This window comes from Bradyrhizobium sp. HKCCYLS3013 (assembly GCF_051167615.1).
In the GTDB taxonomy this organism is placed as follows: Bacteria; Pseudomonadota; Alphaproteobacteria; order Rhizobiales; family Xanthobacteraceae; genus Bradyrhizobium.
The window spans coordinates 15,136-38,473 of record NZ_JBNPTK010000002.1; the positions used below are offsets into that span (position 1 = coordinate 15,136).

Below are 23,338 nucleotides of genomic sequence, written 5' to 3' on the forward strand. Positions count from 1 at the left end.
CCTCGAGCACACTTAAGAGGACCCTAGCCTGATATCCAGGGGAGCGTAAGCCGGCTGGATCAGCCCCCTGATTTCGCAAAGACCACCTGGCGAACATCGATGTTCCCAGAGAGGAAACCTGCTTCGCAGTAGGACAGATAATATTCCCAGAGCCGCCTGAAGCGCTCGTCGAATCCGGCGGGCGTGAGGTCAGGCCAAGCCTCTCGGAAGTTATTTCGCCAGATCGCCAGCGTCCTGGCATAATCTTCCCCGAAGATGCGCTCGCGGATGACGGGTATGCCAAAGCGGTCGCCGAGCGACTTCAGGATCTGCGGTGTTGGCAACATGCCCCCCGGGAAAACGTAGCGCTGGATGAAGTCGACCTCGCGGCGATAGTGCTGGAACAGGCTGTCCTGGATGGTAATGGCCTGGACACCGGCCAGTCCGCCCGGCAGCAGACGGTCTCGCAGTTGCGAGAAATACTTCGGCCAGAACTGCTCGCCGACCGCCTCGATCATCTCGATCGAGGCGATACGGTCGTAGCGGTCGCGCTCGTCGCGATAGTCCTGCAGGCGGATCTCGACTTTCTCGGCGAGCCCGGCCTCGTGGATGCGGCGCTGTGCAAAATCGCGTTGCTGCTGGCTGATCGTCAGCCCAACGACCTTGGTGCCGAACGTCTTGGCGGCATATTCGGCAAAGCCGCCCCAGCCGCAGCCGATCTCGAGCAGCTTCTGCCCGGGCTTGAGATCGATCGCCTCGGCCAGCCGCTTGTACTTGTTGGTCTGCGCAGCGGTGAGGTCGGTGGTGTGCTCCTCGAACAAGGCCGAGGAATAGGTCATGCTCGGATCGAGCCAGGCCGAGTAGAACGAATTCCCGATGTCGTAATGGGCGTAGATGTTGCGCTTCGCCTGACGTTTGGTGTTGCGGTTGAACCAGTGCCGGACCAGCTGGGCAAACCGGATCAGCGGCTTGTCTTCCAGCATCGACTGCAGCAGGTGCTGGTTGACGCAGAACAGATAGAGAAACTGCGTGAGGTCCGGCGTATCCCAGTCGCCGTTCAGATAGGCTTCGGCGATGCCGATGTCGCCGCCATTGAGAAGGCGCGATGCGAAGCCGTAATTGGCCAGGATCATTGCGGCGGCCGGCCCGGGCTCAACGCCGCCGAGCCGGATCACCCGTCCGTCCGGCAGGGTCACGTCGAGCGTGCCTTTTCGCAACCGCGATCCGAAGCCGAGGGCAAGGCGGGGCAGGCGGGGAAGATCGGCAAGCACCTTGTCGATGGTATCAGGGGTGACTGGGATGACGTCCGGCATGGCAGGTCCACTCACGCAAACGGCTCCAGCCCACGTCCCCGTCGGCTGGCCGGTGTGGCACCTGTGCGGGCAGGGAATCACGGACGCAGAGCGAGCCGGCCGTTTCCGGTCAGCGTCGTGATATATAAGCGTGGCTGCCGTTCCCCGCCAAGCCGGTATTGGTTCCAGGGCCTGCAATGATTTCGCCGCGCGGCACGAGCCGGACGCCTTTGGCCCACAGCCGCAGTGCCTCCCAATGGATCGCGGCGAAGATTTTGACAGTCACCAGCGGGAGCGAGACGAAGGCAGCGAGCAGGGAGCCGGACGTCATTCCGCGACGACGGCCGGAGAAGGTTGCAGCGAGCAGGGGCCCGTCGGCGCCAGTTTCCAGAATCCGCAACTTGACCTCGTCGCCCGGCGGCATGATGCGGAAATGGTAGCGCATCGCCATGTCGATGAACGGCGAGACGTAGAAGGTCTTGTCCTGCGTCTGGCGCAGCCCTGCCGCGGACAGCTCATTGGGCCTGACCGGCAGCACATAGGGCTTGATCTCGCCGAAGGTGTTGCGGACCTCGTAGATCATCAGCGCCAGGGTGCCGTTGCTGCGATAACAGAAATAGACCGACAGCGGATTGAACACGTAGCCGAGCAGCCGCGGATAGCACAGCAGCAGCACGCGTCCGCCGCTGAGATCGATCCCCTGATCCGCCGCACAGGTCTGCGCATAGGCCAGCAGCGATGAGCCGTCGCGCGGACCGTGGTCGGCCTCGTGGAAGCTGTAGAGCGCGCGCCGATTGACCCCGAACAGCGGTGTCTGCCGGTCCGCCTGGTCGAGCCGGCCGAGATCGATCAGCAGGCTCATCACGCGATACTGGAATCGATGCGTGGTGGGCCGCATGCGGGCATGCATGACATCTCCGACATAGAGCGCGGCCGCTTCCATTCGATCATCCGGTCCCGAGTGATCCATGCCCATATCGCGCCTATTCCGCAGCCTCGGCGAGCTCGGCTGGAAACCCGCGCCATGGCACGCTCGCGCCGAGCGCCTCTGCCACGGCGAGACCCGAGCGCAGCCCGTCCTCATGGAAGCCATAGCCGGTCCAGGCCCCGCAGAACCAAGTATGGCGCTGCCCCTGAATCGCTGCCAGACGCTTCTGCGCCGCAAAGGCGGCAGCCGTATATTGTGGGTGCTCACAGATATATTTGCCAAAGGTCAGCTCCGGAGCCGGAGCGAAGGGTGGGTTGAGGCTGACGAACAGCGGCCTGGCGTCGTCGATGTCCTGCAGGTTGTTCATCCAATAGGTGACGGCGACATCGTTCATGGGAACGCCCTCACGCTGCCAGCGCAGGAAATTCCACGAAGCCCAGGCGCGGCGTCGCTTCGGCATCAGCCTGCTGTCACGGTGCAGATAGATCGTGTTGGGCGAATATTTGATCGCACCGAGGATGCCGCGCTCCCGCTCGTCCGCGTCGGCGAGCATCGACAAAGCCTGGTCGCTGTGCGCGGCAATCACCACATGATCGTAGGTATCCCGACGTCCGCTGCTATCTTGGACGACGACGCCGTGGCCGGTGCGTTCGATGCTCGTCACAGCGCTGCCGAGCCTGATGTGGTTGCGGAAGCTCGACGTCAGCTTCTCCACGTAGCGGCGGCTGCCGCCCTTGACGGTGCGCCAGACCGGGCGATCATATTGCAGCAACCTGTGATTGCTGAAGAACGCGACGAAGTTCTCGGCCGGAAAGTCAAGCATCTCGGATGCCGGGGCCGACCAGATCGCGGCACCCATCGGCGCCAGATAGTCGGTCAGCAGGCGCGGCGCGAAATGGTTGCGGCGGAAATAGTCGCCAAGCGTCAGGCCCTCGAGACGACCGGCCTTGAAGTCCGCTGTACTCTGCTCGTTGAAGCTCAGGATGTCCCTGAGCATCCAGAGATAGGATGTCGACAGCAGGTTGCTCGGCTGCGCGAACAGCCCCTTGGCGGTGTCGAGCCAGGTGTTGCCGCCACCTTTCCATTCGAACCGGCCGGCATCCGCGGTGACGGCAAAGCTCATGCTGCTGTCGACCGTCTCGACCCCCAGATGATCGAACAAGGCGGTGAGCTCAGGATAGTTCAGCTCGTTGTAGACGATGAAGCCGATGTCGACGGAGACCGGAGCGCCGTCATAGTCGATCGTCACGGTGTGGCTGTGGCCGCCCGGACGGAGATCGCGCTCGTAGACGGTGATCGGATAACGCTTCGCCAGGGACCAGGCCGCGGCGTTACCCGCAATACCCGTTCCGACCACCGCAACTCGCATGAATGCCCCCTGAAGTTCACGTGCAAGTTACGGAGTCCCCGCCAAAGGGTTTCACGGGCGCGCTCGCCGCGTCACACCCCGCGCAAAACGGCATTCGGCAGATGAAATCTTGGTAAGGCGGCAGCCGGTGGCCCCTGGCCAGGCCTGCACGAAACTCCGCTGATTTACGGGAGATCTGTCGATTCGGCGGACTTTATCGGCACCATCGCTGCTGGGGGGGACGTGGGCTGCAGGGCTGTCCGGCGCCGTGGGCTGCGGCTAGAATGATTCCCCAAGACTACAGGGAAGCATCACGCCAGTGTCCACCGTGCCGATCGCCGTCGACGAGCTTTGCCGCGCGTCCGCTGACCCGCGGATCGTTGCCGGGAAGCGGGAGAATCGCGCTCCGGCGAGCCTGCGGCATTTCGTCCGCTGGATCGCCGCGATCGGCTTGGCGGTAAGCTCGGCCGGCTGCCTGCTGACGCAGGATATTCCCGACCCGGCCCTCGACATGCCCCGGCGCTACAAGGCGGCGTCCGGTTCCGAATTGGCGGCGCCACCGCCGCTCGATTGGTGGCGCGGCTTCGGATCACGCGAGCTGACCCAGTTGATGGAGGAGGCGCAGAGCGTCAACCTCGATATTGCCGCTGCTGTGGCCAGGTTCAGGCAGGCCGATGCGCTGGCGCGGCAGGCCGGCGCGGCGCTGCTGCCGAGCCTGTCGAGCACGGGGCAGGAGACCTATTCGCGCACGTCCGGGTCGAGCTCCAGCGGGCTCACCAATGGCGGCCGTGAGGTCGTCAATTACCAGGCCTCGCTTTCTGCGAGCTACCAGCTCGACTTCTTCGGCCAGAATCGTGACGCGCTGCAGGCGGCCGAGGAAACCGCATTGGCCAACCGCTTCGACCGCGACGTCACGCAGTTGACGACGCTCGCCACCGTCGCAAATGCCTATTTCCAGGTGCTGGCCGCGCAGGATCGGATTCGGACGGCGGAGCGCAACATCGCCAGCGCCACGCGTGTGCTCGATGCCATCCGCGAACGGCAGAAGGCGGGCACCGGCAATGATCTCGACGTCGCGCAGCAGGAGAGCGTGCTCGCCAATCAGAAGGCGGCGGTGCCGCCGCTGCGCCAGACGCTCGATCAGAACGTCAATGCCCTGGCTGTGCTGGTCGCGCGATCGCCCGAAGGCATTCGGGTCATTGGCGGCTCGCTCGACCAGATCAGGACTCCGCGGGTCACGCCTGGTCTGCCGTCGGAGATCCTGACGCAGCGTCCGGACATCCGCCGGCAGGAGGCCCAATTGGCGTCAGCCACCGCCAATGTCGGCAGCGCGCGGGCGCAATTCTTTCCGAGCATCCAGTTGACCGGAAACGGAGGCTATCAGAGTGCAGCGCTGACCTCGCTGTTTCAGCCGCATGCGGCGTTCTTCAGCCTGGCCGGCAGCCTGACCCAGCCGATCTTCGACGGCGGCCGCATTCTCGGCAATTTCGAGAATGCCAAAGCGCGCCAGGATGAGCTGCTGCAGACCTACCGCAAGACCGTGATCCAGGCCTTCACCGACGTCGACAATGCGCTGTTCTCGATCAAGCAGACCACGATCAGGCTTCAACTGCAGCGCCAGGTCGTTACCGCCTCGCGTCGTGCGTTCGAATTGTCCGAGCAGCAACTGCGCGCGGGAACTGCCGACATCGTGACAGTCTTGAATACGCAATTGACGCTGTTCCAGGCCGAGGACGCGCTATGGCAGGCGCAACTGGCGCGCCTGCAGGCGTTCGTGAGCCTCTATCAGGCGCTCGGCGGCGGCTGGGAGCCGCGCATGGAGAAGTCGGCCGATGCTCTTTAAACCGGACGAGAAGGGAGCAGGGGCAGTGAAGCGCGCGCGGTCCAGCGTGGCGCGGCGGCTGGTGTCGATCACGATCACGCTGCTGATCCTGGGCGGCCTCGGCTATATCGGCTGGTCGGCGATGCAGCAGAAGCAGCAGGCCAATAACCGCTTCGCGCGGCCCGACCTTCCCGTTCCGGTCCTGGCCGCCTCGCCTGCCATCAAGGACGTGCCGGTCTATCTCGACGGCGTCGGCTCGGTCCGCGCGCTCAATACCGTCACGGTTCGCTCCCAGGTCGACGGCAAGCTGATCGCGGTCAATTTCGTCGAAGGGCAGGACGTCAAGAAGGGCGACGTGCTCGCCGAGATCGATCCGGCGATCTATCAGGCGCAATACGACCAGGCCGTCGCCAAGAAGGCGCAGGACGAGGCGCAGCTCGCCAACCAGAAGCTCGACCTCGCCCGCTACGAGCAGCTCGCCGCCAGCAATGCCGGCACCAAGCAGCAGGCCGACACGCAGCGCGCGGTGGTGGCGCAGCAGCAGGCGCTGATCAAGGCGGATCAGGCCGCGATCGACAACGCGGCGACGACCTTGAGCTACACCAAGATCGTGGCGCCGCTCTCCGGCCGCGCCGGTCTGCGCCAGGTCGACCAGGGCAACGTCGTTCATGCCTCTGACGCGACCGGCCTCGTCGTCATCACGCAGCTGCAGCCGATTGCGGTTCAGTTCAGCCTGCCCCAACAGCAGATCATGCGCGTCAATGCGGCCGCCGCCAACGGACCGCTCGCCGTCGACGTGTTCGGCAATGACGGCGTCACCGTCATCGACACCGGCACGTTGCGGGGCATCGACAACCAGGTCGATCAGACGACGGGCACGCTGAAGCTGAAAGCCGAATTCCCCAACGGCAAATTCCAGCTCTGGCCAGGACAGTTCGTCAATGTCCGGCTCAAGGTCGAGACCCTGTCGCAGGCGATCACGGTGCCGACGTCGGCAGTACAGCGCGGGCCGGCAGGTACGTTCAGCTACGTGATTGGCGAGGGCGACATCGTCTCCGCGCATCCGGTGGCGGTCGTGCAGCAGAATGAGAGCGAGGCCGTGATCGCGAGCGGCTTGAGCCCCTCGGACCGTGTGGTGACGACAGGTTTTGCCAACCTCGCCGAGGGCGTCAAAGTGGTGGTCGGGCGCGCCGAGCAGACGCCGCAGGCCGATCTGGCGCCTCGCAAACGCGGCCGCAATCCGCAAGCAAAGGATCAAGGCAAGGACCAGGCGAAGGAGGGCGGAGCGCCGCCTGACGGCGCGCCGAAGGACGGCGAGCGGCGTCGCAGGCCTCAGGCCGCGGGCCAGACCGATGCCGGTGCAGCGCCCCAGGGAGGGAGTGAGGCAGGTCGCGGCGCGAAGGCGCAGCCATGACGCGACCGCAAGAGTGACGAGCAGTCGCGATGAGCGTCTCCGAACCCTTCATCCGCCGTCCTATCGCGACCTCGCTGCTCGGCGTCGCGCTGCTGATCGGCGGCCTGCTCGGCTATCTCGCGCTGCCGGTCTCGGCGCTGCCGCAGGTCGACTTCCCGACCGTCCAGGTGACGACGCAACTGCCGGGCGCCAGCCCGGATGTGATCGCCTCGCTGATCACGGCGCCGCTGGAGCGCCAGCTTGGGCAGATCCCGTCGCTCTCGGCGATGAACTCGACGAGCTCGTTCGGCGTCAGCCAGATCTCGTTGCAGTTCGATCTCGGACGCGACATCGATGGCGCCACGCAGGACGTCCAGGCGGCGATCAATGCCGCCGCCGGCGTCTTGCCGAAGTCGCTGCCCTATCCGCCGACCTATGCCAAGGTCAATCCGGCCGACGCACCGGTCATGACGCTCGCGCTGACCTCGGACACGATCTCCCTGCGCGCGATGAGCGACATGGCGGACACGATCATGGCCCAGCGGCTGAGCCAGGTCTCGGGCGTCGGCCGTGTCTCGGTGCTCGGCGGACTCAAGCCCGCGGTGCGCGTGCAGGCCGACCTGGCGCGGCTCGCCGCCTATGGCATCTCGATGGAGGACCTGCGCGCCGCCATCGCAGGCGCCAACGTCTCCGGTCCCAAGGGATCGCTCGACGGGGCGCAGCAGGCCTATCTGATCACGGCCAACGACCAGATCGCGGCCGCCGACGCCTATAAGCCGATCATCATTGCCTACCGCAACGGCTCGCCGGTCACGATCGGCGATGTCGCGACGATTATCGATGGTTTGGAGAACGATCGGACCGGCGGCTGGTACCAGGGTGTCCCTGCGGTCATCCTCGACATCCAGCGCCAGCCGGGTGCCAACGTCATCGAGGTCGTCAAGCAGATCCGTGCCGAGATCCCGAAGCTGCAGCGCACGCTTCCCGCCGGCGTGAAGCTCGCCTTCGTCAGCGATCGCACCGTGACCATCCGCGCCTCGGTGCACGACGTGCAATTCACGCTGGTGCTCAGCGTGGTCCTGGTGACGCTGGTCGTGCTGCTTTTTCTGCGCTCACTGCGGGCCACGATCATCGCTGGCGTCGCGCTGCCGCTGTCGCTGATCACGAGCTTCGGCGTGATGTACTTTGCCGGCTTCAGTCTCGACAATCTCTCGCTGATGGCACTCACCATCGGCACCGGCTTCGTCGTCGACGACGCCATCGTGATGATCGAGAACATCGTGCGCCACATGGAGAATGGCGAGAGCGCGATGAACGCCTCGTTGCGCGGCGCGCGCGAGATCGGCTTCACCGTGATCTCGCTGACCGTGTCGCTGATCGCGGTGTTCATTCCGCTGCTGTTCATGTCGGGGCTTGTCGGCCGCATGTTCCGCGAGTTCGCTTTGACCTTGACGATCGCAGTGGTGACGTCGGCGGTGGTCTCGCTGACCCTGACACCGATGATGTGCTCGCGGCTTTTGAAGCATGCCAGCGAGGAGTGGGTGCTGCCGGGGCTGAACGCTATCAGCCGCTTCATCGACCGCACGGTGGCGGTCTATCACCGCAGCCTGCTCTGGGTGCTCGACCGCCAGACCGAGACGCTCGTCGTGACCTTCGCGACCTTGGCGGCGACCTTGGCGCTCTACGTCGTCGCGCCCAAGGGCTTCCTGCCGCTGCAGGACACCGGCTCGATCACGGCGGTGACCGAAGCCGGCGCTGACGTGTCGTTCGCCGAAATGCAGAAGCGCCAGGCGGATGTCGCCGCCGCGATCCGGGCTGATCCCGACGTCGTCGGCGTCGTCTCGGTGATCGGCGCCGGATCGGTCAACCCGACCACCAATGTCGGCCGTCTCGTCATGACCTTGAAGCCGCTCGGCGAGCGGCAGGATGGCGTCGCCGAGGTGATCGACCGGCTGAAGCAGAAGACCTCGGGCGTGCCCGGCATGACCGTGTACTTCCAGCCGGTCCAGGATGTGCAGATCTCGACCCAGGCGAGCCGCTCGCAGTACCAATACACGCTGACCGGTGCCGATGCCGCGGAGGTGTCGAAATGGGCGAGGCAGCTTGTCGGAGAAATGCGCCGCGACCCTCTGTTCCGCGACGTCTCATCCGAAGCCCAGGAGGGCGGCCTGCGCGCTGAGCTGACCATCGACCGCCAGCGCGCCGGCCAGCTCGGCGTCAGCCTGCAGGGCGTCACCGACACGCTCAATGACGCCTTTGCGCAGCGGCAGATCTCGACGATCTATGGCCAGGCCAACCAGTACCGCGTCGTGCTGGAGGCGCTGCCGATGTATCAGCGCGATCCCTCGATCCTGTCGAAGCTCTATCTGCCTGGCGCCGGCGGCCAAGTGCCGCTCTCGGCGGTGGCAAGCCTGAAGCGCACCACCGCGCCGCTGGCAATCTCGCACGAGGCGCAGTTTCCGGCGGTGTCGCTGAGCTTCAATCTCGCGCCCGGCGTGGCCCTGAGCGAGGCGGTCGACGCGCTCCATGCGACCGAGAACCGCATCGGCATGCCCGGCAGCATCATCGGCGTGTACTCGGGTGATGCCGCCGAATTCGCCAAGTCGCTGGCCGGCCAGCCCTGGCTGCTGCTGGCGGCCGTGGTCACGATCTACATCGTGCTCGGCGTGCTCTATGAGAGCTACATCCATCCGATCACGATCCTGTCGACCTTGCCGTCGGCGGGCGTCGGCGCCATCCTGGCCCTGATGCTGTTCGGCCAGGATCTCTCGGTCATCGGCTTGATCGGCATCATCCTCCTGATGGGCATCGTCAAGAAGAACGCGATCATGATGATCGACTTCGCGCTCGAGGCGGAGCGTCACGAGAACCGCACGCCCTACGACGCGATCGTGCAGGCGTGTCTCCTGCGCTTCCGCCCGATCATGATGACGACCCTGGCCGCGCTGTTCGGTGCGCTGCCGCTGGCGATCGAGAGCGGCACCGGCTCGGAGCTGCGCTTTCCGCTCGGCATCTCCATCATCGGCGGCCTGCTGCTCAGCCAATTGCTGACCCTGTACACGACGCCGGTCATCTATCTCGCGCTCGACCGCATCAATCGTCGCTTCGAGCGCGCGCTGCCGCCGGCGCCGAACCTGCCGTCGCCGCCGATTGCAGGTGCGACCGAAGGCGTCCAGTGATGGCCTCGATCTCCGAGCCGTTCATTCGCCGGCCGGTCGGCACCACACTGCTCTCGATCGGCCTGTTCCTGGTCGGGATCGTCGCCTACATCTTCCTTCCGGTCGCGCCGGTGCCGAACGTCGATTTCCCGGCGATCTTCGTCAGCGCGTCGCGCCCGGGCGCGGACCCGTCCGTCATGGCGGGGACCGTCGCGGCGCCGCTGGAGCGGCGACTCGGCGAGATCGCGGGCGTCAACCAGATCACCTCGACGAGCTCGCTCGGCACCACCAACATCCAGATCCAATTCTCGATCGGCCGCGACATCGACAAGGCCGCGCGCGACGTGCAGGCGGCCATCAATGCCTCGCTGTCGGACCTTCCGAGCGACCTTCCGGCGCTGCCGCGGTTCCGCAAGGCGAACACGGCCGCGGCTCCCGTATTCGTTCTGGCGCTGACCTCGAAGACGATGACGACGAGCGCGATGTATGACGTCGCCGACACCGTGCTCGCGCAGCGGCTGTTCCAGGTACCCGGCGTCGGTAACGTCACGGTCAGCGGCGCCGATCAACCCGCCGTGCGCATCGCGCTCAATCCGGTCTCGCTCGCCAATGCCGGCATCTCGACCGACGATGTCCGGACGGCGATCATCAATGCCAATCCGATCGGGCCTGTCGGCATCTTCGAGGGCGGCCGCCAGAGCGAGACCATCGCCATCAACCGGCAGATGCGCAGCGCGGCCGAATTCCGCGACATCCTGATCAAGAGCAGCAATGGCAGCTTCGTACGGCTGTCGGATGTCGCCGACGTCGAGGATTCCGTGCGCAACGTGCGTTCGATCGCCTGGTTCAACAAGCAGCCGGCGGTGCTGATCCAGATCGCCAAGCAGGGCGATGCCAACGTGATCGAGACGGTCGACCGGGTGAAGGCGCTGATCCCGGAGCTCAAGCAATGGCTGCCGGCGGGGATCGAGATCTCCACGCTGGTCGACCGCACCGGGACCATTCGCGCCTCGGTCGATGACATGCAGTGGACCTTGCTCGCGACCGCCGTGCTGGTGATGATCGTCGTGTTCCTGTTCCTTCGCCGTCTGGTGCCGACGGTCGCGGCCGGCGTCTCGGTGCCGCTGGCGCTTGCCGGTACCTGCGCGGCGATGTGGCTCGCAGGCTTCTCGATCGACAATCTGTCACTGATGGCGCTCGCGATCTCCGTCGGCTTCGTCGTCGACGACGCCATCGTCATGATCGAGAACATGTACCGCAATCTCGAGCATGGCCTGTCGCCGATGCGCGCCGCGCTCGATGGCGCCCGCCAGATCGGCTTTACCGTGTTGTCGATCAGCCTTTCTCTGATTGCAGCCTTCGTGCCCTTGATCTTCATGGACGGCGTCGTCGGCCGTCTCCTGCGTGAGTTCTCGCTGACGCTGACCTTCGCGATCGTCGTGTCGACATTGGTATCGCTGACGGTGACGCCGATGATCTGCGCGCATTACATCAAGGAGACGCTGTCCGATCGTGCCACCTGGTTCGACCGTATCGTCGAAGGCGCGCTGTCCGGCATGGTCCGCTTCTATGCCTGGACGCTGCGCGGCGTGCTGGTTTATCCGTTTCTCACCCTGATCGTGTTCTTCGCCACCATCGCGCTCACGGTGACGCTCTACATCAAGGTGCCCAAGGGCTACTTCCCGACCGACGATTCCGGCTTCGTCATCGGTGCGACGCGCGCCTCGGCCGACATTTCGTTCCAGTCCATGCTGGGCCTGCAGCAGCGGCTTGCCGACATCGTGATGGCCGATCCCGCCGTGGCCGGCATCGGCTCGACGGTCGGGGGTGGCGGCGGGCCGGGCGGCGCGACGTCCAACCGCGGCACCATGTTCATCAACCTCAAGCCCCCGGCGGAGCGCGAGGGCGTCTCGACTGAGCTCGTGATCAACCGCCTCAGGCGGAGCCTCGCGATGGTCCCCGGCATTCGGCTCTTCATGTTCGCCGCGCAGGACGTTCGCACCGGCGGCCGCCAGAGCGATTCCGACTACCAGTACACGTTGAGCAGTCCCGATCTCGACCTTCTGCAGAAATGGGCGCCGATTGTCGCCAAGCGCCTGGAGTCGGTCGACGGCATCACCGACATTTCAAGCGACCGCGATCCCGGTGGCCTGCAGCTTGCGCTGCGGATCGACCGACAAACGGCGGCGAGCCTCGGCGTCCGCGTCCAGGATATCGACAACGCGCTCAACAACGCCTTCGCGCAACGCCAGATCTCGATCGTCTACAGCCAGCGCAACCAATACATGGTCGTGCTGGAGATCGACCCGAAGTTCCAGACCGATCCCTCCAATCTCGACCGCATCTATGTGGCCGGGGCAGGGGACGCGCAGGTGCCGTTGTCGGCGCTGGTCAAGGCCGAGCGCGGTCTGTCACCGCTGGCGGTGTATCATTCACAATCGTTCCCTTCGACCACCGTCTCGTTCAACCTGCTGCCGGACGTGCCCTTGCAGACCGCGACCGCCAACATCCAGCGCGCCGTCGACGAGCTGCACATGCCGGAGGGCATCCGCGGCAGCTTCGACGGCAATGCCGGGGACTTCAACAAGAGCAGCGGCCGCCAGCCTCTCTTGATCCTGTTCGCCCTGGCCGCGATGTATATCGTGCTCGGCGTGCTCTATGAGAGCCTGGCGCATCCGCTGACGATCATCTCGACCTTGCCGTCGGCCGGGCTCGGCGCGCTGCTCGCCTTGCAGGTTACCAACACGCCGCTGACGGTGATCGCCTTCGTCGGCATCATCCTGCTGATCGGGATCGTCAAGAAGAACGGCATCATGCTGGTCGATTTCGCGCTGGAAGCCGAGCGGCAGCGAGGCATGTCATCGGCCGATGCGATCTTCGAGGCCTGCCGGGTGCGATTCCGCCCGATCCTGATGACGACCCTCGCCGCGCTGTTCGCCGGCCTGCCTCTGGTGATCGCGACCGGTCCCGGCACCGAGCTGCGCCGCCCGCTCGGCATCACCATCATCGGCGGGCTGCTGGTGTCGCAGATCCTCACCCTCTACACCACGCCGGTGATCTATCTGCTGATCGACCGGCTGCGCCGCCGCTCGGCGCCGGAGCCGCTCGCAGCTCCTGCCGAATGAGCCGTTGTCGCGACGTTCAGCGGCGCGTATAGGCGCGCCATGCCAGAGATACACAACCATCCGCCGCTCGCCACCGAGGCGCCACCCGACTGCCCGCGCTGCCAGAAGCCGCTGCCGCTGTGCATCTGCGACAGCGTCACGCCGCTGGAAAGCCGGCTGGGGCTCCTGATCCTCCAGCACCCGCAGGAGCAGGACCGCGCGCTCGGCACCGCGCGGCTCGCCGCCCAGCATTTCAAGAACGCGGTGGTCAAGGTCGGGCTGTCCTGGCCGAGCCTCGCCAGGGCGCTGGGACGGCCGGTTGCCGATCCCGCGCGCTGGGCCATTCTCTATCTCGGCTCGGCCAAGGCGGCCGAGCTCGATCCTGAGACCGAGGTGGTCGCGCTGACCCGCAAGGGCGAGGTGGCCGACAACCAGCGCGCCATCCTCAAGTCGATCGAGGGCGTGATCCTGCTCGACGGCACCTGGAGCCAGGCCAAGGCGCTGTGGTGGCGCAATCCGTGGATGCTGAAGTGCCAGCGCGTGATCCTCGGGCCGCGGCAGCCGTCGCGCTACGGCCGGCTGCGCCGCGAGCCGCGCCGCGACGGGCTGTCGACCATCGAGGCGGCGGGGATGCTGATGGCCGCGCTGGAACGCCGGCCGGAGATCGCCACGACCCTCGACGCCAGCTTCGAGCGCATGCTGGCGCGGTATCGGGAGGTGGAAAAAGAGCAACCGGAGCTCACGCCCCGCCCAAAGGCCCGCAAGCCGGATTGGCGCGGCCGTAAACGCCGGGTTTAGGAACCGGGGGTACGCTTCTTGCATTGCAGCATGGAACGAGGATCAGAGCCATGCAGGAAGCAGAAAAATCCAATGTGGTGCAGTTCAGGGATTACGCGCCCCGGCTGGCCGGCAGGTCCGGCTCGGATCGGGGCGGCGTCTCGGCCGGTGAACGAGGGGCAATTCTGACCTGGCCGCGCGCGCAGGTCAGCTATCCTGGCGGCATCGACGATCTGCCCATCTAGCGCCGGCCGCGGCCAATGGGTGGTCCAACCCGCTTGATCTTGATTGAGTGGAGGCCACGACCAGAATTGAACTGGTGTAAACGGTTTTGCAGACCGCTGCGTAACCACTCCGCCACGTGGCCCCTGTGGGCGGAGCAATATAGGCAATCGGTCGCTTAGGCAACCACTCTCGTCGCGAAGCCGACTCCATCGATCCGGGCCCTCAGCCAGCCGGACGTTCGATCCGCCGAGCCGCGTTTCGATCGGGTCGGCACCCGGCACGGCAGCACGTAGGGGTGTTGTCGCGCTGCTCTCATCCCGACCCTGGCGCACACCTTGCGTGGTCGAAATTCCAGACGGAGCTGGCGACACCGTCGCTGCCGATCACCAGCAGCTTTCGCCGAACTGTTGCATCGGCAATGACGCGCAGCAGCGACGATAGTTGAAAACATCGCGGCGAAATCGCGCAACGCGCCTTGATTTCGTCAGGTTGTGTTGTTCTAATTGTTCTATGTCAGGGTGCGCTGCGGGACGCCGGACTTTAGAGCAGCATTCCCACGACTCACGCACACAACTTCACACGCAAAGATCTGTCATGGATGATCACCCGACACGCCGCTCGGTGGTTTTCGGCACGCTTGCCGCATGCGCAACAGTCGCCGGCGCAGCGGCCGACGACGATGATCCTCGCAAGGAGAAGCGGCCGCAGAAAGGCGACCTGATCGTGTTCTCGGAAGGGGAGCGCGAAGGGCAGACGATCACGCCTGACGACTTGAAGCTCGGTGAGCCACCGGTTCACGCGTGGCCGAAGGATCCAGCGAATGCGATCGTGCGTGACGGATCGCGATTGAACGAGGTGGTGCTCGTCAGGCTCGATCCGAACGAACTCGACGACGATACGCGTCAGCGCGCGGCCGAAGGCATCGTGGCCTACTCGGCCATCTGCTCGCATGCGGGATGCCCGGTCACGGCCTGGATCAAGGCGACCGAGGGCAACGACGATGTCTTCAAATGCATGTGCCACAATTCCGAGTACGACCCGAGGCGCGGGGCGCAGGTCGTGTTCGGCCCCGCGCCGCGGCGGCTTGCCGCGCTTCCCCTCGCGATCAAGGACGGCACGCTCCTGATCGCCGGGCCCTTCATTGGGAAGGTCGGTGGCCAACAGGGCTGATGAGATCCCATGTCCTTATCGGAACTCGCATCGTCTCGACACCCGTCACGACAACAAGTGAATCGAAAAACGAAGCAGGGGAGGTTTGTCCATGTCCATCACGTCCAACGCGATCAAGCAATGGCTGCTATCGAGCACCGTGGCGTTCACCTGTCTCGCCGCACCGGCAGCCTTGGCCGGCACGATCGACAACTATAGTCCCGTCACGCCCGCGCGGCTCGAAAATCCCGAACCGGGCAACTGGATGCTCTACCGCCGGACCTATGATGGCCAGGGGTATAGTCCGCTCGACCAGATCAACACCGCGAACGTCAAGGACATGGTGCCGGTCTGGACCTTTGCCACCGGCGTGGTCGAGGGGCACGAGGCGCCGCCGCTGGTCAACAACGGCGTCATGTTCATCACGACGCCGATGGGGCAGGTCATCGCGCTGAATGCCAAGACCGGCGATCAGTACTGGCGCTACAAGCGCGAGCTCCCCGAGGATCTGTTCCAGCTGCATCCGACCAATCGCGGCGTCGGCCTCTGGCAGGACAAGCTCTACCTTGCCACGACGGACGATCATCTGGTCGCGCTCGACGCCAAGACCGGCAAGGTGCTGTGGGACAAGAAGGTCCAGGACTACAGGAAGGGACAATATCTCACGCTGATGCCGCTGATCGTCGACGGCAAGGTGATGGTCGGCGGCTCCGGCGGCGAGTTCGGCGTCCGCGGCTACGTTGCCGCTTATGACGCCGAGGACGGCAAGGAGCTTTGGCGCACCTTCACGATCCCGGCCGAAGGCGAGCCCGGGCATGACACCTGGAGCGGCGACGACTGGAAGAACGGCGGCGGCTCGGCCTGGATGACCGGCACCTACGACAAGGACACCAAGACGGTGTATTGGGGCGTCGGCAACGCCGCGCCCTGGCCAGGGGGCCTGCACCCCGGTGACAATCTCTACACCAGCTCGGTGATCGCGCTGGATCCTGCGACCGGAAAGATCAAGACGCATTTCCAGTATCACCAGAACGACTCGTGGGACTGGGACGAGGTCGATGCGCCGATGCTGGTCGACCTGCAGCGCGACGGCCGCAGCTTCAAGAGCCTGATCCATCCCGGACGCGACGCCATCTTCTGGGTGCTCGAGCGCACGCCGGAGCGCATCAACTACGTCAATGGCTGGAACTTCGTCCACACCGATGTCTGGAAGGGCATCGAGCCCGAGACGGGACGGCCGATCGTTGATCCCGCGCACAAGCCGACGCTCGGCAAGCGTGTCGACTTCTGTCCCTCGTTGTGGGGCGGCAAGGACTGGCCGTCCGCGGCCTACAGCCAGAAGACGCGCTTCGTCTACGTGCCGGCGAACGAGAATTTCTGCGGCGGCTTCACCGGGGAAAAGCTGCCGCTCGTTCCCGGCCAGCTCTGGCTCGGCACCAAGGCCGAGGACATCGGGCTCACGGTGCGGCCCGGTGCCGACCATTTCGGGGAGCTGCAGGCCTGGGATCCCGCGACAGGCAAGAAGGTGTGGTCGCACAATTTCCCGAAATCCCAGCTGTTCGGGTCGGTGACCGCGACGGCGGGCGATCTCGTTCTGGTCGGCGGCACCAACGACCGGATGTTCCGGGCCTTCCATGCCAAGACCGGCGAGCTGCTGTGGGAGCAGAAGACGAACTCGGGGATCATGGGCATGCCCGTCGCCTATGAGGTCGATGGCACGCAGTACATCGCGGTGCAGTCTGGCTGGGGCGTCGATGCGCAACGCATTCAGGATGCGCTATCGAAAGGCAACATCGGTCTGGAGGACAACGTCCCGCAAGGCGGCGTCGTCTGGGTATTCGCAGTCAAGAAGTAGCGCCGGCGATCTGAAGGGCGGCGGCCTCGGCCGTCGCCATCTCAGAAGATGACGACCGCAGCAGTGTTCCGGCGAAGACGGGCCGATCCCCCGGCTTGCATGACGACAGACGATCGCACGTCAGCAGGCCGCGAACCAGCCGTCGGGAAACGGGATCAGCGGCCAGGCGCCCTGGTTGTCGTTGGCTGCCGTGGGGACATGCAGAATTGCGAACAAGCGGGCCATGGAATCGGTCTCGGTCTCGGGCGCAATAGCGGTTCTCACAACGTCCATCAACAGCTCGTATTCCGCTTCGCTCATCTCGCCCTCGCACAAACTGCGAGCCAGGATGGCAAAATTCCACTTTGTTCAAATTGAGCGGATCGCTCAAATTCTAACGATCGGGCACGACGGACCCAATTGGTTACCGGTGCCCTTCGTTCCAAAGATACCGCGGTCCACGCCGTTCCAGTGTGAACGGGCTCACATCCCAAGGCTTCTCGTCATCCCTCGACCGGTCTGCCCGCGCGGCAGGTGTGCCGTTCAGCGATCACGAGGCCGCCCGTAGCCGACCCTGAGCAAGAGATCCACAACGCCTGCTGCGCGTCGCAGGCTGCCTCGCCTACCAAGGCCACAGAGGCGACCCGCTCCAAACGCCCGGCTCGACGCAAGCAGCAGAATCGCTGGCGGTCAGACCGCCACGGCGAGAAGCTCGGTGTCCTGCGCCAGAATGTCACGCATCAGCTGCGACAGGTCTTTCGGCTTGAACGGCTTCGCCAAACGATGAAGGCCGACCACTTTGGGCGAGGGGGAGAGCAAGTCAGGCGCCCCCTGTCCTGACTCGAGCACCATGCCCGACATCATCACGATCGGCATCGTGGGCCGGGCCGCGCGCGCAGCCCGGATGACGTCGTTGCCGTCCATGTCGGCCAGGTTGAGATCGATCAGGGCCGCAGCGAAATCGTCGCGGGACACGGCATCCATGGCCAGCCGACCGTCGGTGACGGCCGTGACCGCGTAGCCCTCGCGAACCAGAAGATGCTGGATGACACAGCAAACGCCGACTTCGTCATCAACGACCAGGATGTTCATCATGAGCCCTTCCTGACAGACGTGGATGAGGAGCCACGCGCCGCGCCTCGGTCAGAAGTCGTTGCCGCACCTCGATCGCACGATCGACCGCTTCGAGCAGATCGAGGATGTCGAACGGCTTCTGCAACGCTGCCGTTGCTCCGAGCTTGATTGCCATACCGAGGAAGTCTGGAGCTCCCAGTTTCTTATCGGTGAACGCGTAGCCGGAGATTGCGATGAACGGGACCGTGGGATCGAGCTTGATGAGCTCGCGAATGGTTGCGATGCCGTCCATGCCCGGCATGAACATGTCGATCACGACGGCATCGAAGGACACGCTGCCGATCAATCGAATGCCGGTCGGACCATCCGGCGCGAGAAACACGCAGAACCGCTTCTTCTTCAATAATGTTTCCAGCGCAGCGCGCGTGGCACAATCATCGTCAATAATGAGGACAGTAGGCATGGGCCACCTCAGTATCAGCGGGACTGAAGGACTCTCACGCTACAAGGACAATAGGCTGAGGCTCAAAAATGGCAAAGTAGTTAACACTGAATTAGTTGCTGCGATTCTGCAACCAGGAGTTTTACGGAACTTCCCTGTCCGGACCGCAGGCAGATCTTCTGTTGTGCATCATGCGATGAAGATGGAACTATGATGTCCGGGTCGATGGCTCCGGCTGTTTGACGAATCTCAATCCGGCTTGAGCAAGGCGACGATGACCAGCCCGACTGCGATCAGCGCCGCGCAGCAAAGCCGTTGCGGCGTTGCACGCTCTTTCAGGAACAGCACGCCGATCAGCGTCGCAAACAGGACGCTGCATTCGCGAAACGCGACCACATTGGCGATCGGATTGCGGCTCAAGGCCCAAAGGAATACCACGAATGACGTCAGCCCCAGGGTGCCTGCGATCAGCACCGGAGTCCGGGCGTCTCGGATCTCCAACACCAGCGCAGGTCCTCGCAACATCATTGCGACGAGAAAGAACACGACACTGTCGAGCACGATCATCCAGACCGTGAACGAAGCCCAGCCTTCGGTCTGCCGAGTGCCTGCCGCATCGACGACCGAATAGCCGGCGACCAGTGCGGCGGCGCAGACCGCAGCCCAGAACGCGCGGCGGTCGATCGGACCGTGGATGCGGTCGCGCGCCAGGCCGGTGATTCCGAGGACGATGACGGCAATTCCGATCAACTGCCCGCTCCGTGGCAGTTGCTGCAGACCCAGCGAGGCAAATAGCGTTGCGAACAGCGGAACGGTGCCACGCGCGATCGGGTAGGAACGTCCAAGCTCGGCCGAACGGTAGGCCATTGCGAGGCTCGCCTTGTAGCCCGCGTGCAAGACCAGCGAGGCCACGATGAGCGGCCAGGTCGAGAGCGCCGGAATGGGAACGAGAAACATGAAGGGCAGGATCAGGGCGCTGCTCACCAGACCCATGCCAGCCAGAAGGGAGAGGCTGCTGCCGGTCTTGACGATGGCATGCCAGCTCGCATGAAGCAGACCGGCCATCAGCATGAGAATTGCGGCGACAGGATCCAAGGACTCGAGTCCGGTTCAGCTCTCGGGCCGCCAGCTCGCGGCAGCGAAGTAGGGGACCGGGTCGTGCTGGAGCGCCTGACGCGAGATGATCCGGCTCGATGGCGACACCGGGAGCTGGTCCCATTCCCCACGATCGACGAATCGGAGGCTCGCGATCTCCTCGCCGTCAGGCGCAAGCGCGCCGCCTTCGATGACGGCTTCGAAGGCGATGACCGTATAGTAGGTCAGATCACCGTTGGGATAGCGGATGAGGAACTCCGGGCCGCCGAACACCCCGAGCAGACGTTTCGGGCGGACCACGAGGCCGGTCTCCTCAAAGCATTCGCGGGTGGCGGCGTCGGCCGGATGCTCATTCGGATCGATGGCGCCGCCGGGCAACGTCCAGAGGCCCGTCTCCGCGTCGCGCCCGAGCAGAATGCGGCCCTGGTCGTCGAACACGGAGATGGAAACCGCCGTGGTCGCCAACAGATCATGGCCGATCTTGCTGCGGACGGCTCTCAGATGATCGGAAATCGGCATCGCTGGTCGTCACTGCAGAAGGAGTGCCCCCGCTTGCCCGACGCCCCATGCGCGGTCAAGGGAAGACAGTGAAGATCGGCGAACGTTCGCCGCCAATCGGCGGATGTCCCGCGTCACAAGAAAGAAGGATTGGGAGGATAAAGAACCATTCGGCATGGCCAGAATGGCTCCCCGGGCTGGATTCGAACCAGCGACCATTCGATTAACAGTCGAATGCTCTACCGCTGAGCTACCGAGGAACAGGCGAAGCAATGTTCGCGAATGCGGCTGCGTATAACAAAGCCGTTTCGCCTTGCATAGAACGAAATCGCATCTTTGCGACGATTGCGGGCTCAGGGATAAAATACCGAAATTTCATATGGTTAGATTGATTTTGAACGCTTGCTGGGCAGCGGCCGCCCACAGTTCGATGACAGGAAATTCACTTGGAGGGGAGCAAACCGGCCCCGATAGTTTGCTGGAACCGGCCAGTCCCCCGCGGTCATGGAGTGTCGTAGATGCCAAACACCGTCATCCCATTCGCTGAAGAAGTCTCCGCGCCCTCGTTGATTCCCGACCAGGTCGAGCGTCTCAGCGACGACGAATGTCTCACGCGGTTGGCCGACATGATGACGCGCGGTGATTCTGAACATATTGACGAGATCGTGCAGTTGCTCGGGCGACTGGCCGTGGTGATCGAGTAGCCGGCGGTCGGCGTCCTCACAGGCGGTGTCCCAGCGGCTCCGTTGAAACCCGCATGTTGCCTTTTCGAGGGCCTTGTACCAAAAGATTGCGCAGATCGTCCGCGGTCCATCCGCTTTGCTTGCAGGTCTGCTCATGTCTTCATTCGCGACGGCGCGCCAGAAAATGGTCGATGGTCAGGTCCGGACCAACGACGTCACCGATCACCGCGTGCTGGATGCGTTGTTGACCGTGCCGCGGGAAGCCTACGTTCCCACAGATCGGCAGGCGCTGGCCTATCTCGACCTGGATCTCGACGTCTCCGAATCCGCTTCGACCAAGCGGTATCTGATCAAACCGATGCTGACGGGAAAACTGCTGCAGGCTGCCGAGATCAAGCCGACCGACAGCGTGCTGGTGGTCGGATGTGCGACGGGCTATCTCGCTGCGTTGGCCGCCCGGCTTGCGGGCAGCGTGACGGCGACCGAGGTCGATTCGGCGGTCGAAGGTCGCGCCAAGCAGGTGCTTGCCGCCGTCGATGGCTGCCCGGTTACGATTCGAGTCGCGCCGGCTGCGGAGGGTGATCCGGCGGACGGCCGCTTCGACGTGATTCTCCTCAATGGAGCGACCGAGGTCGCTGTTGACGGTCTTTGCCGTCAATTGAAAGAGGGCGGCCGCCTGGTCGGCGTCTTCGCCACCTCGCGACCCGCCCGCGCCATGATCTTTACGCGATCGCATGGTGATATCGGCAGCAGGGTTCTGTTCGATGCCGCGGCGCCGGTCATTTCCGGCCTCGAACGGGTCCCCGAGTTCGTTTTTTAAGTCGTCAGACGAAGTTCTTGGCGACCCCTCTGAACTGCCGGCATCCCGTCGCGCAGTACGGCTTGGTGCGTTGTCTTCGCGGCTGCGGGCGGGCAAAATTCTGTTTTAAATCAGAAGTGTGGCCTGGATGCTGCACGTTGACAGTTTTCGATACGGGTTCCAGGCTTGGGTGGTTCCGTTGCGCTTGCATGGGGAATAAGGTGCGAGGTGCGCGGGAGTCTCTTCAACAGGTTACGGCCCGGCTCTGGCGTTCGAGCCGGTAACAAATGAATGGAACAGGGATGTTTGGGGTGAAGCTCGTCACCGCAGCGGCGGCTGTGGTCCTCGTGATGGCTTGTGCAGGCCCGACGCCTGCGCTGGCCGACACGATCGAGGCTGCGCTGGTGCGCGCCTATCAGAACAACCCGCAACTGAACGCGTCGCGGGCTCAGGCTCGTGCGGTCGACGAAGGCGTTCCGCAGGCACTCTCGGGGTATCGGCCGAAGGTCAATCTGACTGCGACGGCGGGCATTCAGTATACGGATTTGCAAGCGGCACCCGCGACGCCGGCCGTCAGCGGCGTGCAGAGGCCGCGAAGCGTCGGCCTGACGGTCAACCAGAATCTGTATAACGGTCAGCAGACGGCAAACGGCGTGCGCAAGGCCGAGGCGAACGTCTCGGCGCAACGAGAGGCTCTCCGCATTCTTGAGCAGCAGGTGCTGCTAGCCGCGGCCACGATCTATATGGACTATCTGCGCGATGCGGCGATCGTCGAGGTCCAGCGCAGCAACACGCGAGTGCTGGAGCAGACGCTCAAGCAGACTCGGGATCGGTTCAACGTCGGCGAGGTCACCCGCACCGACGTCGCGCAATCTGAGGCTCAGCTCGCCGCCGGCCGCACGCAGCAGCTCACAGCAGAGGCCCAGCTGACGGCGACCCGCTCGAACTTCCGCCGAATCATCGGCAACGATCCCCAGAATCTGGCGCCGGGCTCTCCTGTTGATCGTTACTTGCCGCCGAGCCTCCAGCAGTCGGTCGAAACGGCCCTGACGGAAAACCCGAGCGTGACCGCGGCGATGTACGGCATCGACGTCCAGTATCTTGACACGAAGATCAAGGAAGGTGCGCTGCTGCCGTCCGTAAACGTCCAGGCTCAGGCTCAGCAGGGCTATGAGTCGAGCCTGCAATCCTATCGTGGGTTCAGCGCGTCGGCTGTCGCCTCGCTGAACGTCCCAATCTACAACGGAGGGGCGGAATATTCGCTGATCCGGCAGTCCAAGGAGTCGCTGGCACAGCAGCGTCTGGTCCTGGAGCAGACGCGTGATCAGGCTCGCTCCGACGTGGTATCTGCCTGGGGCAAGCTGCTCGCGGGCAAGGCTCAGGTGCAGTCGGCGCAGGCCCAGGTGGCGGCCTCCGAGATCGCCTTGAACGGCGTGCGCGAGGAAGCCAAGGCGGGCCAGCGGACCACGCTGGATGTCCTCAACGCTCAGCAGGCGCTGGTCAATGCGCGGAACTCGCTGGTGAACGCACAGCACGATCGTGTGGTGGCGTCCTACTCGGTGCTTCAGACCGTCGGTCGGCTGTCGCCGCAGGTGCTGAACCTGCCGACGACCACCTACGATCCCAGCGTTCACTACCAGCAGGTCCGGGATAACTGGGCGGGTGTACGGACGCCGGATGGTCGTTAGTATATTCTTAATATCGACCCTGATCCCTCGGTCCTTGGCCGGGGGATTTT

Annotated in this window: 19 protein-coding genes and 2 tRNA genes; 11 read left to right on the forward strand and 10 right to left on the reverse strand. The window is 64.3% G+C overall.

All coding sequences use genetic code 11. The annotated features are described in order from the left end of the window. Positions 1-59: 59 nt before the first annotated feature. The 3 genes from ACQR1F_RS04180 to ACQR1F_RS04190 form a co-directional block, all read right to left on the reverse strand. Positions 60-1,292, reverse strand: coding sequence for a cyclopropane-fatty-acyl-phospholipid synthase family protein (locus ACQR1F_RS04180; protein WP_316178952.1), 1,233 nt, complete (start codon positions 1,290-1,292; stop codon positions 60-62). Between the two features lie 109 nt (positions 1,293-1,401). Beyond that, positions 1,402-2,247, reverse strand: coding sequence for a DUF1365 domain-containing protein (locus tag ACQR1F_RS04185; RefSeq protein WP_434912568.1), 846 nt, complete (start codon positions 2,245-2,247; stop codon positions 1,402-1,404). A 7-nt stretch (positions 2,248-2,254) separates the two neighbouring features. Continuing rightward, on the reverse strand, positions 2,255-3,568 hold the full coding sequence (locus ACQR1F_RS04190) for an NAD(P)/FAD-dependent oxidoreductase (RefSeq protein WP_434912569.1): 1,314 nt from the start codon (positions 3,566-3,568) through the stop codon (positions 2,255-2,257). Positions 3,569-3,866: 298 nt separating this feature from the next. Here ACQR1F_RS04190 and ACQR1F_RS04195 point away from each other — a divergent pair, with 298 nt between their 5' ends. Genes ACQR1F_RS04195 through ACQR1F_RS04220 form a run of 6 tightly spaced genes read left to right on the forward strand, consistent with a single transcriptional unit; the run spans position 3,867 to position 14,046 of the window. Further along, the gene (locus ACQR1F_RS04195) at positions 3,867-5,390 is read left to right on the forward strand and encodes an efflux transporter outer membrane subunit (RefSeq protein WP_434846838.1); all 1,524 of its coding nucleotides are present in this window, start codon (positions 3,867-3,869) and stop codon (positions 5,388-5,390) included. Beyond that, positions 5,380-6,783, forward strand: a complete 1,404-nt coding sequence (locus ACQR1F_RS04200) for an efflux RND transporter periplasmic adaptor subunit (RefSeq protein WP_434886136.1) — start codon at positions 5,380-5,382, stop codon at positions 6,781-6,783. Before ACQR1F_RS04195 ends, ACQR1F_RS04200 begins: the two co-directional genes overlap by 11 nt. A 29-nt stretch (positions 6,784-6,812) precedes the next feature. Next, entirely contained in the window at positions 6,813-9,941 is a 3,129-nt protein-coding gene (locus tag ACQR1F_RS04205) for an efflux RND transporter permease subunit (RefSeq protein ID WP_434912570.1), read from the forward strand. After that, a complete protein-coding gene (locus tag ACQR1F_RS04210; RefSeq protein ID WP_316236452.1) occupies positions 9,941-13,045 on the forward strand; it encodes an efflux RND transporter permease subunit in 3,105 nt (1,034 codons plus the stop codon). Before ACQR1F_RS04205 ends, ACQR1F_RS04210 begins: the two co-directional genes overlap by 1 nt. Positions 13,046-13,084: 39 nt before the next feature. Further along, positions 13,085-13,822 (forward strand): tRNA-uridine aminocarboxypropyltransferase, encoded by a 738-nt coding sequence (locus ACQR1F_RS04215; protein WP_434846841.1) that lies wholly within the window; start codon positions 13,085-13,087, stop codon positions 13,820-13,822. A gap of 50 nt (positions 13,823-13,872) precedes the next feature. Then, positions 13,873-14,046 (forward strand): hypothetical protein, encoded by a 174-nt coding sequence (locus ACQR1F_RS04220; RefSeq protein WP_315799923.1) that lies wholly within the window; start codon positions 13,873-13,875, stop codon positions 14,044-14,046. Between the two features lie 48 nt (positions 14,047-14,094). On the opposite strand, the gene ACQR1F_RS04225 is transcribed toward ACQR1F_RS04220, so the two are convergent. After that, positions 14,095-14,168, reverse strand: a tRNA-Cys gene (locus ACQR1F_RS04225). A 452-nt stretch (positions 14,169-14,620) separates the two neighbouring features. On the opposite strand from ACQR1F_RS04225, the gene ACQR1F_RS04230 reads away from it, so the two are divergent. Both ACQR1F_RS04230 and ACQR1F_RS04235 read left to right on the forward strand, forming a co-directional pair. After that, positions 14,621-15,196, forward strand: a complete 576-nt coding sequence (locus ACQR1F_RS04230; RefSeq protein WP_315800424.1) for a ubiquinol-cytochrome c reductase iron-sulfur subunit — start codon at positions 14,621-14,623, stop codon at positions 15,194-15,196. Between the two features lie 91 nt (positions 15,197-15,287). Next, a complete protein-coding gene (locus ACQR1F_RS04235; RefSeq protein WP_434883032.1) occupies positions 15,288-17,030 on the forward strand; it encodes a methanol/ethanol family PQQ-dependent dehydrogenase in 1,743 nt (580 codons plus the stop codon). Positions 17,031-17,150: 120 nt separating this feature from the next. On the opposite strand, the gene ACQR1F_RS04240 is transcribed toward ACQR1F_RS04235, so the two are convergent. The 6 genes from ACQR1F_RS04240 to ACQR1F_RS04265 form a co-directional block, all read right to left on the reverse strand. After that, on the reverse strand, positions 17,151-17,330 hold the full coding sequence (locus ACQR1F_RS04240) for a hypothetical protein (protein ID WP_434912571.1): 180 nt from the start codon (positions 17,328-17,330) through the stop codon (positions 17,151-17,153). Positions 17,331-17,699: 369 nt separating this feature from the next. Then, on the reverse strand, positions 17,700-18,104 hold the full coding sequence (locus tag ACQR1F_RS04245) for a response regulator (RefSeq protein ID WP_315799926.1): 405 nt from the start codon (positions 18,102-18,104) through the stop codon (positions 17,700-17,702). Beyond that, entirely contained in the window at positions 18,082-18,546 is a 465-nt protein-coding gene (locus ACQR1F_RS04250) for a response regulator (protein WP_315799927.1), read from the reverse strand. Before ACQR1F_RS04250 ends, ACQR1F_RS04245 begins: the two co-directional genes overlap by 23 nt. Positions 18,547-18,774: 228 nt before the next feature. Next, entirely contained in the window at positions 18,775-19,620 is an 846-nt protein-coding gene (locus ACQR1F_RS04255; protein WP_434912572.1) for an EamA family transporter, read from the reverse strand. A gap of 15 nt (positions 19,621-19,635) precedes the next feature. After that, positions 19,636-20,139: an NUDIX domain-containing protein gene (locus ACQR1F_RS04260; protein ID WP_315799929.1), complete on the reverse strand. Its 504-nt coding sequence runs from the start codon at positions 20,137-20,139 to the stop codon at positions 19,636-19,638. Between the two features lie 164 nt (positions 20,140-20,303). Continuing rightward, positions 20,304-20,378, reverse strand: a tRNA-Asn gene (locus tag ACQR1F_RS04265). Positions 20,379-20,636: 258 nt separating this feature from the next. Here ACQR1F_RS04265 and ACQR1F_RS04270 point away from each other — a divergent pair. The 3 genes from ACQR1F_RS04270 to ACQR1F_RS04280 all read left to right on the forward strand — a co-directional run bounded on the left by ACQR1F_RS04270 (position 20,637) and on the right by ACQR1F_RS04280 (position 23,288). Further along, on the forward strand, positions 20,637-20,822 hold the full coding sequence (locus ACQR1F_RS04270) for a hypothetical protein (protein WP_315799930.1): 186 nt from the start codon (positions 20,637-20,639) through the stop codon (positions 20,820-20,822). A 133-nt stretch (positions 20,823-20,955) separates the two neighbouring features. Beyond that, complete coding sequence (locus tag ACQR1F_RS04275) at positions 20,956-21,621, forward strand: protein-L-isoaspartate O-methyltransferase family protein (protein ID WP_434872897.1); 666 nt, start codon at positions 20,956-20,958, stop codon at positions 21,619-21,621. A gap of 281 nt (positions 21,622-21,902) precedes the next feature. Beyond that, entirely contained in the window at positions 21,903-23,288 is a 1,386-nt protein-coding gene (locus tag ACQR1F_RS04280) for a TolC family outer membrane protein (protein WP_315799932.1), read from the forward strand. The last annotated feature ends 50 nt before the right edge of the window (positions 23,289-23,338 follow it).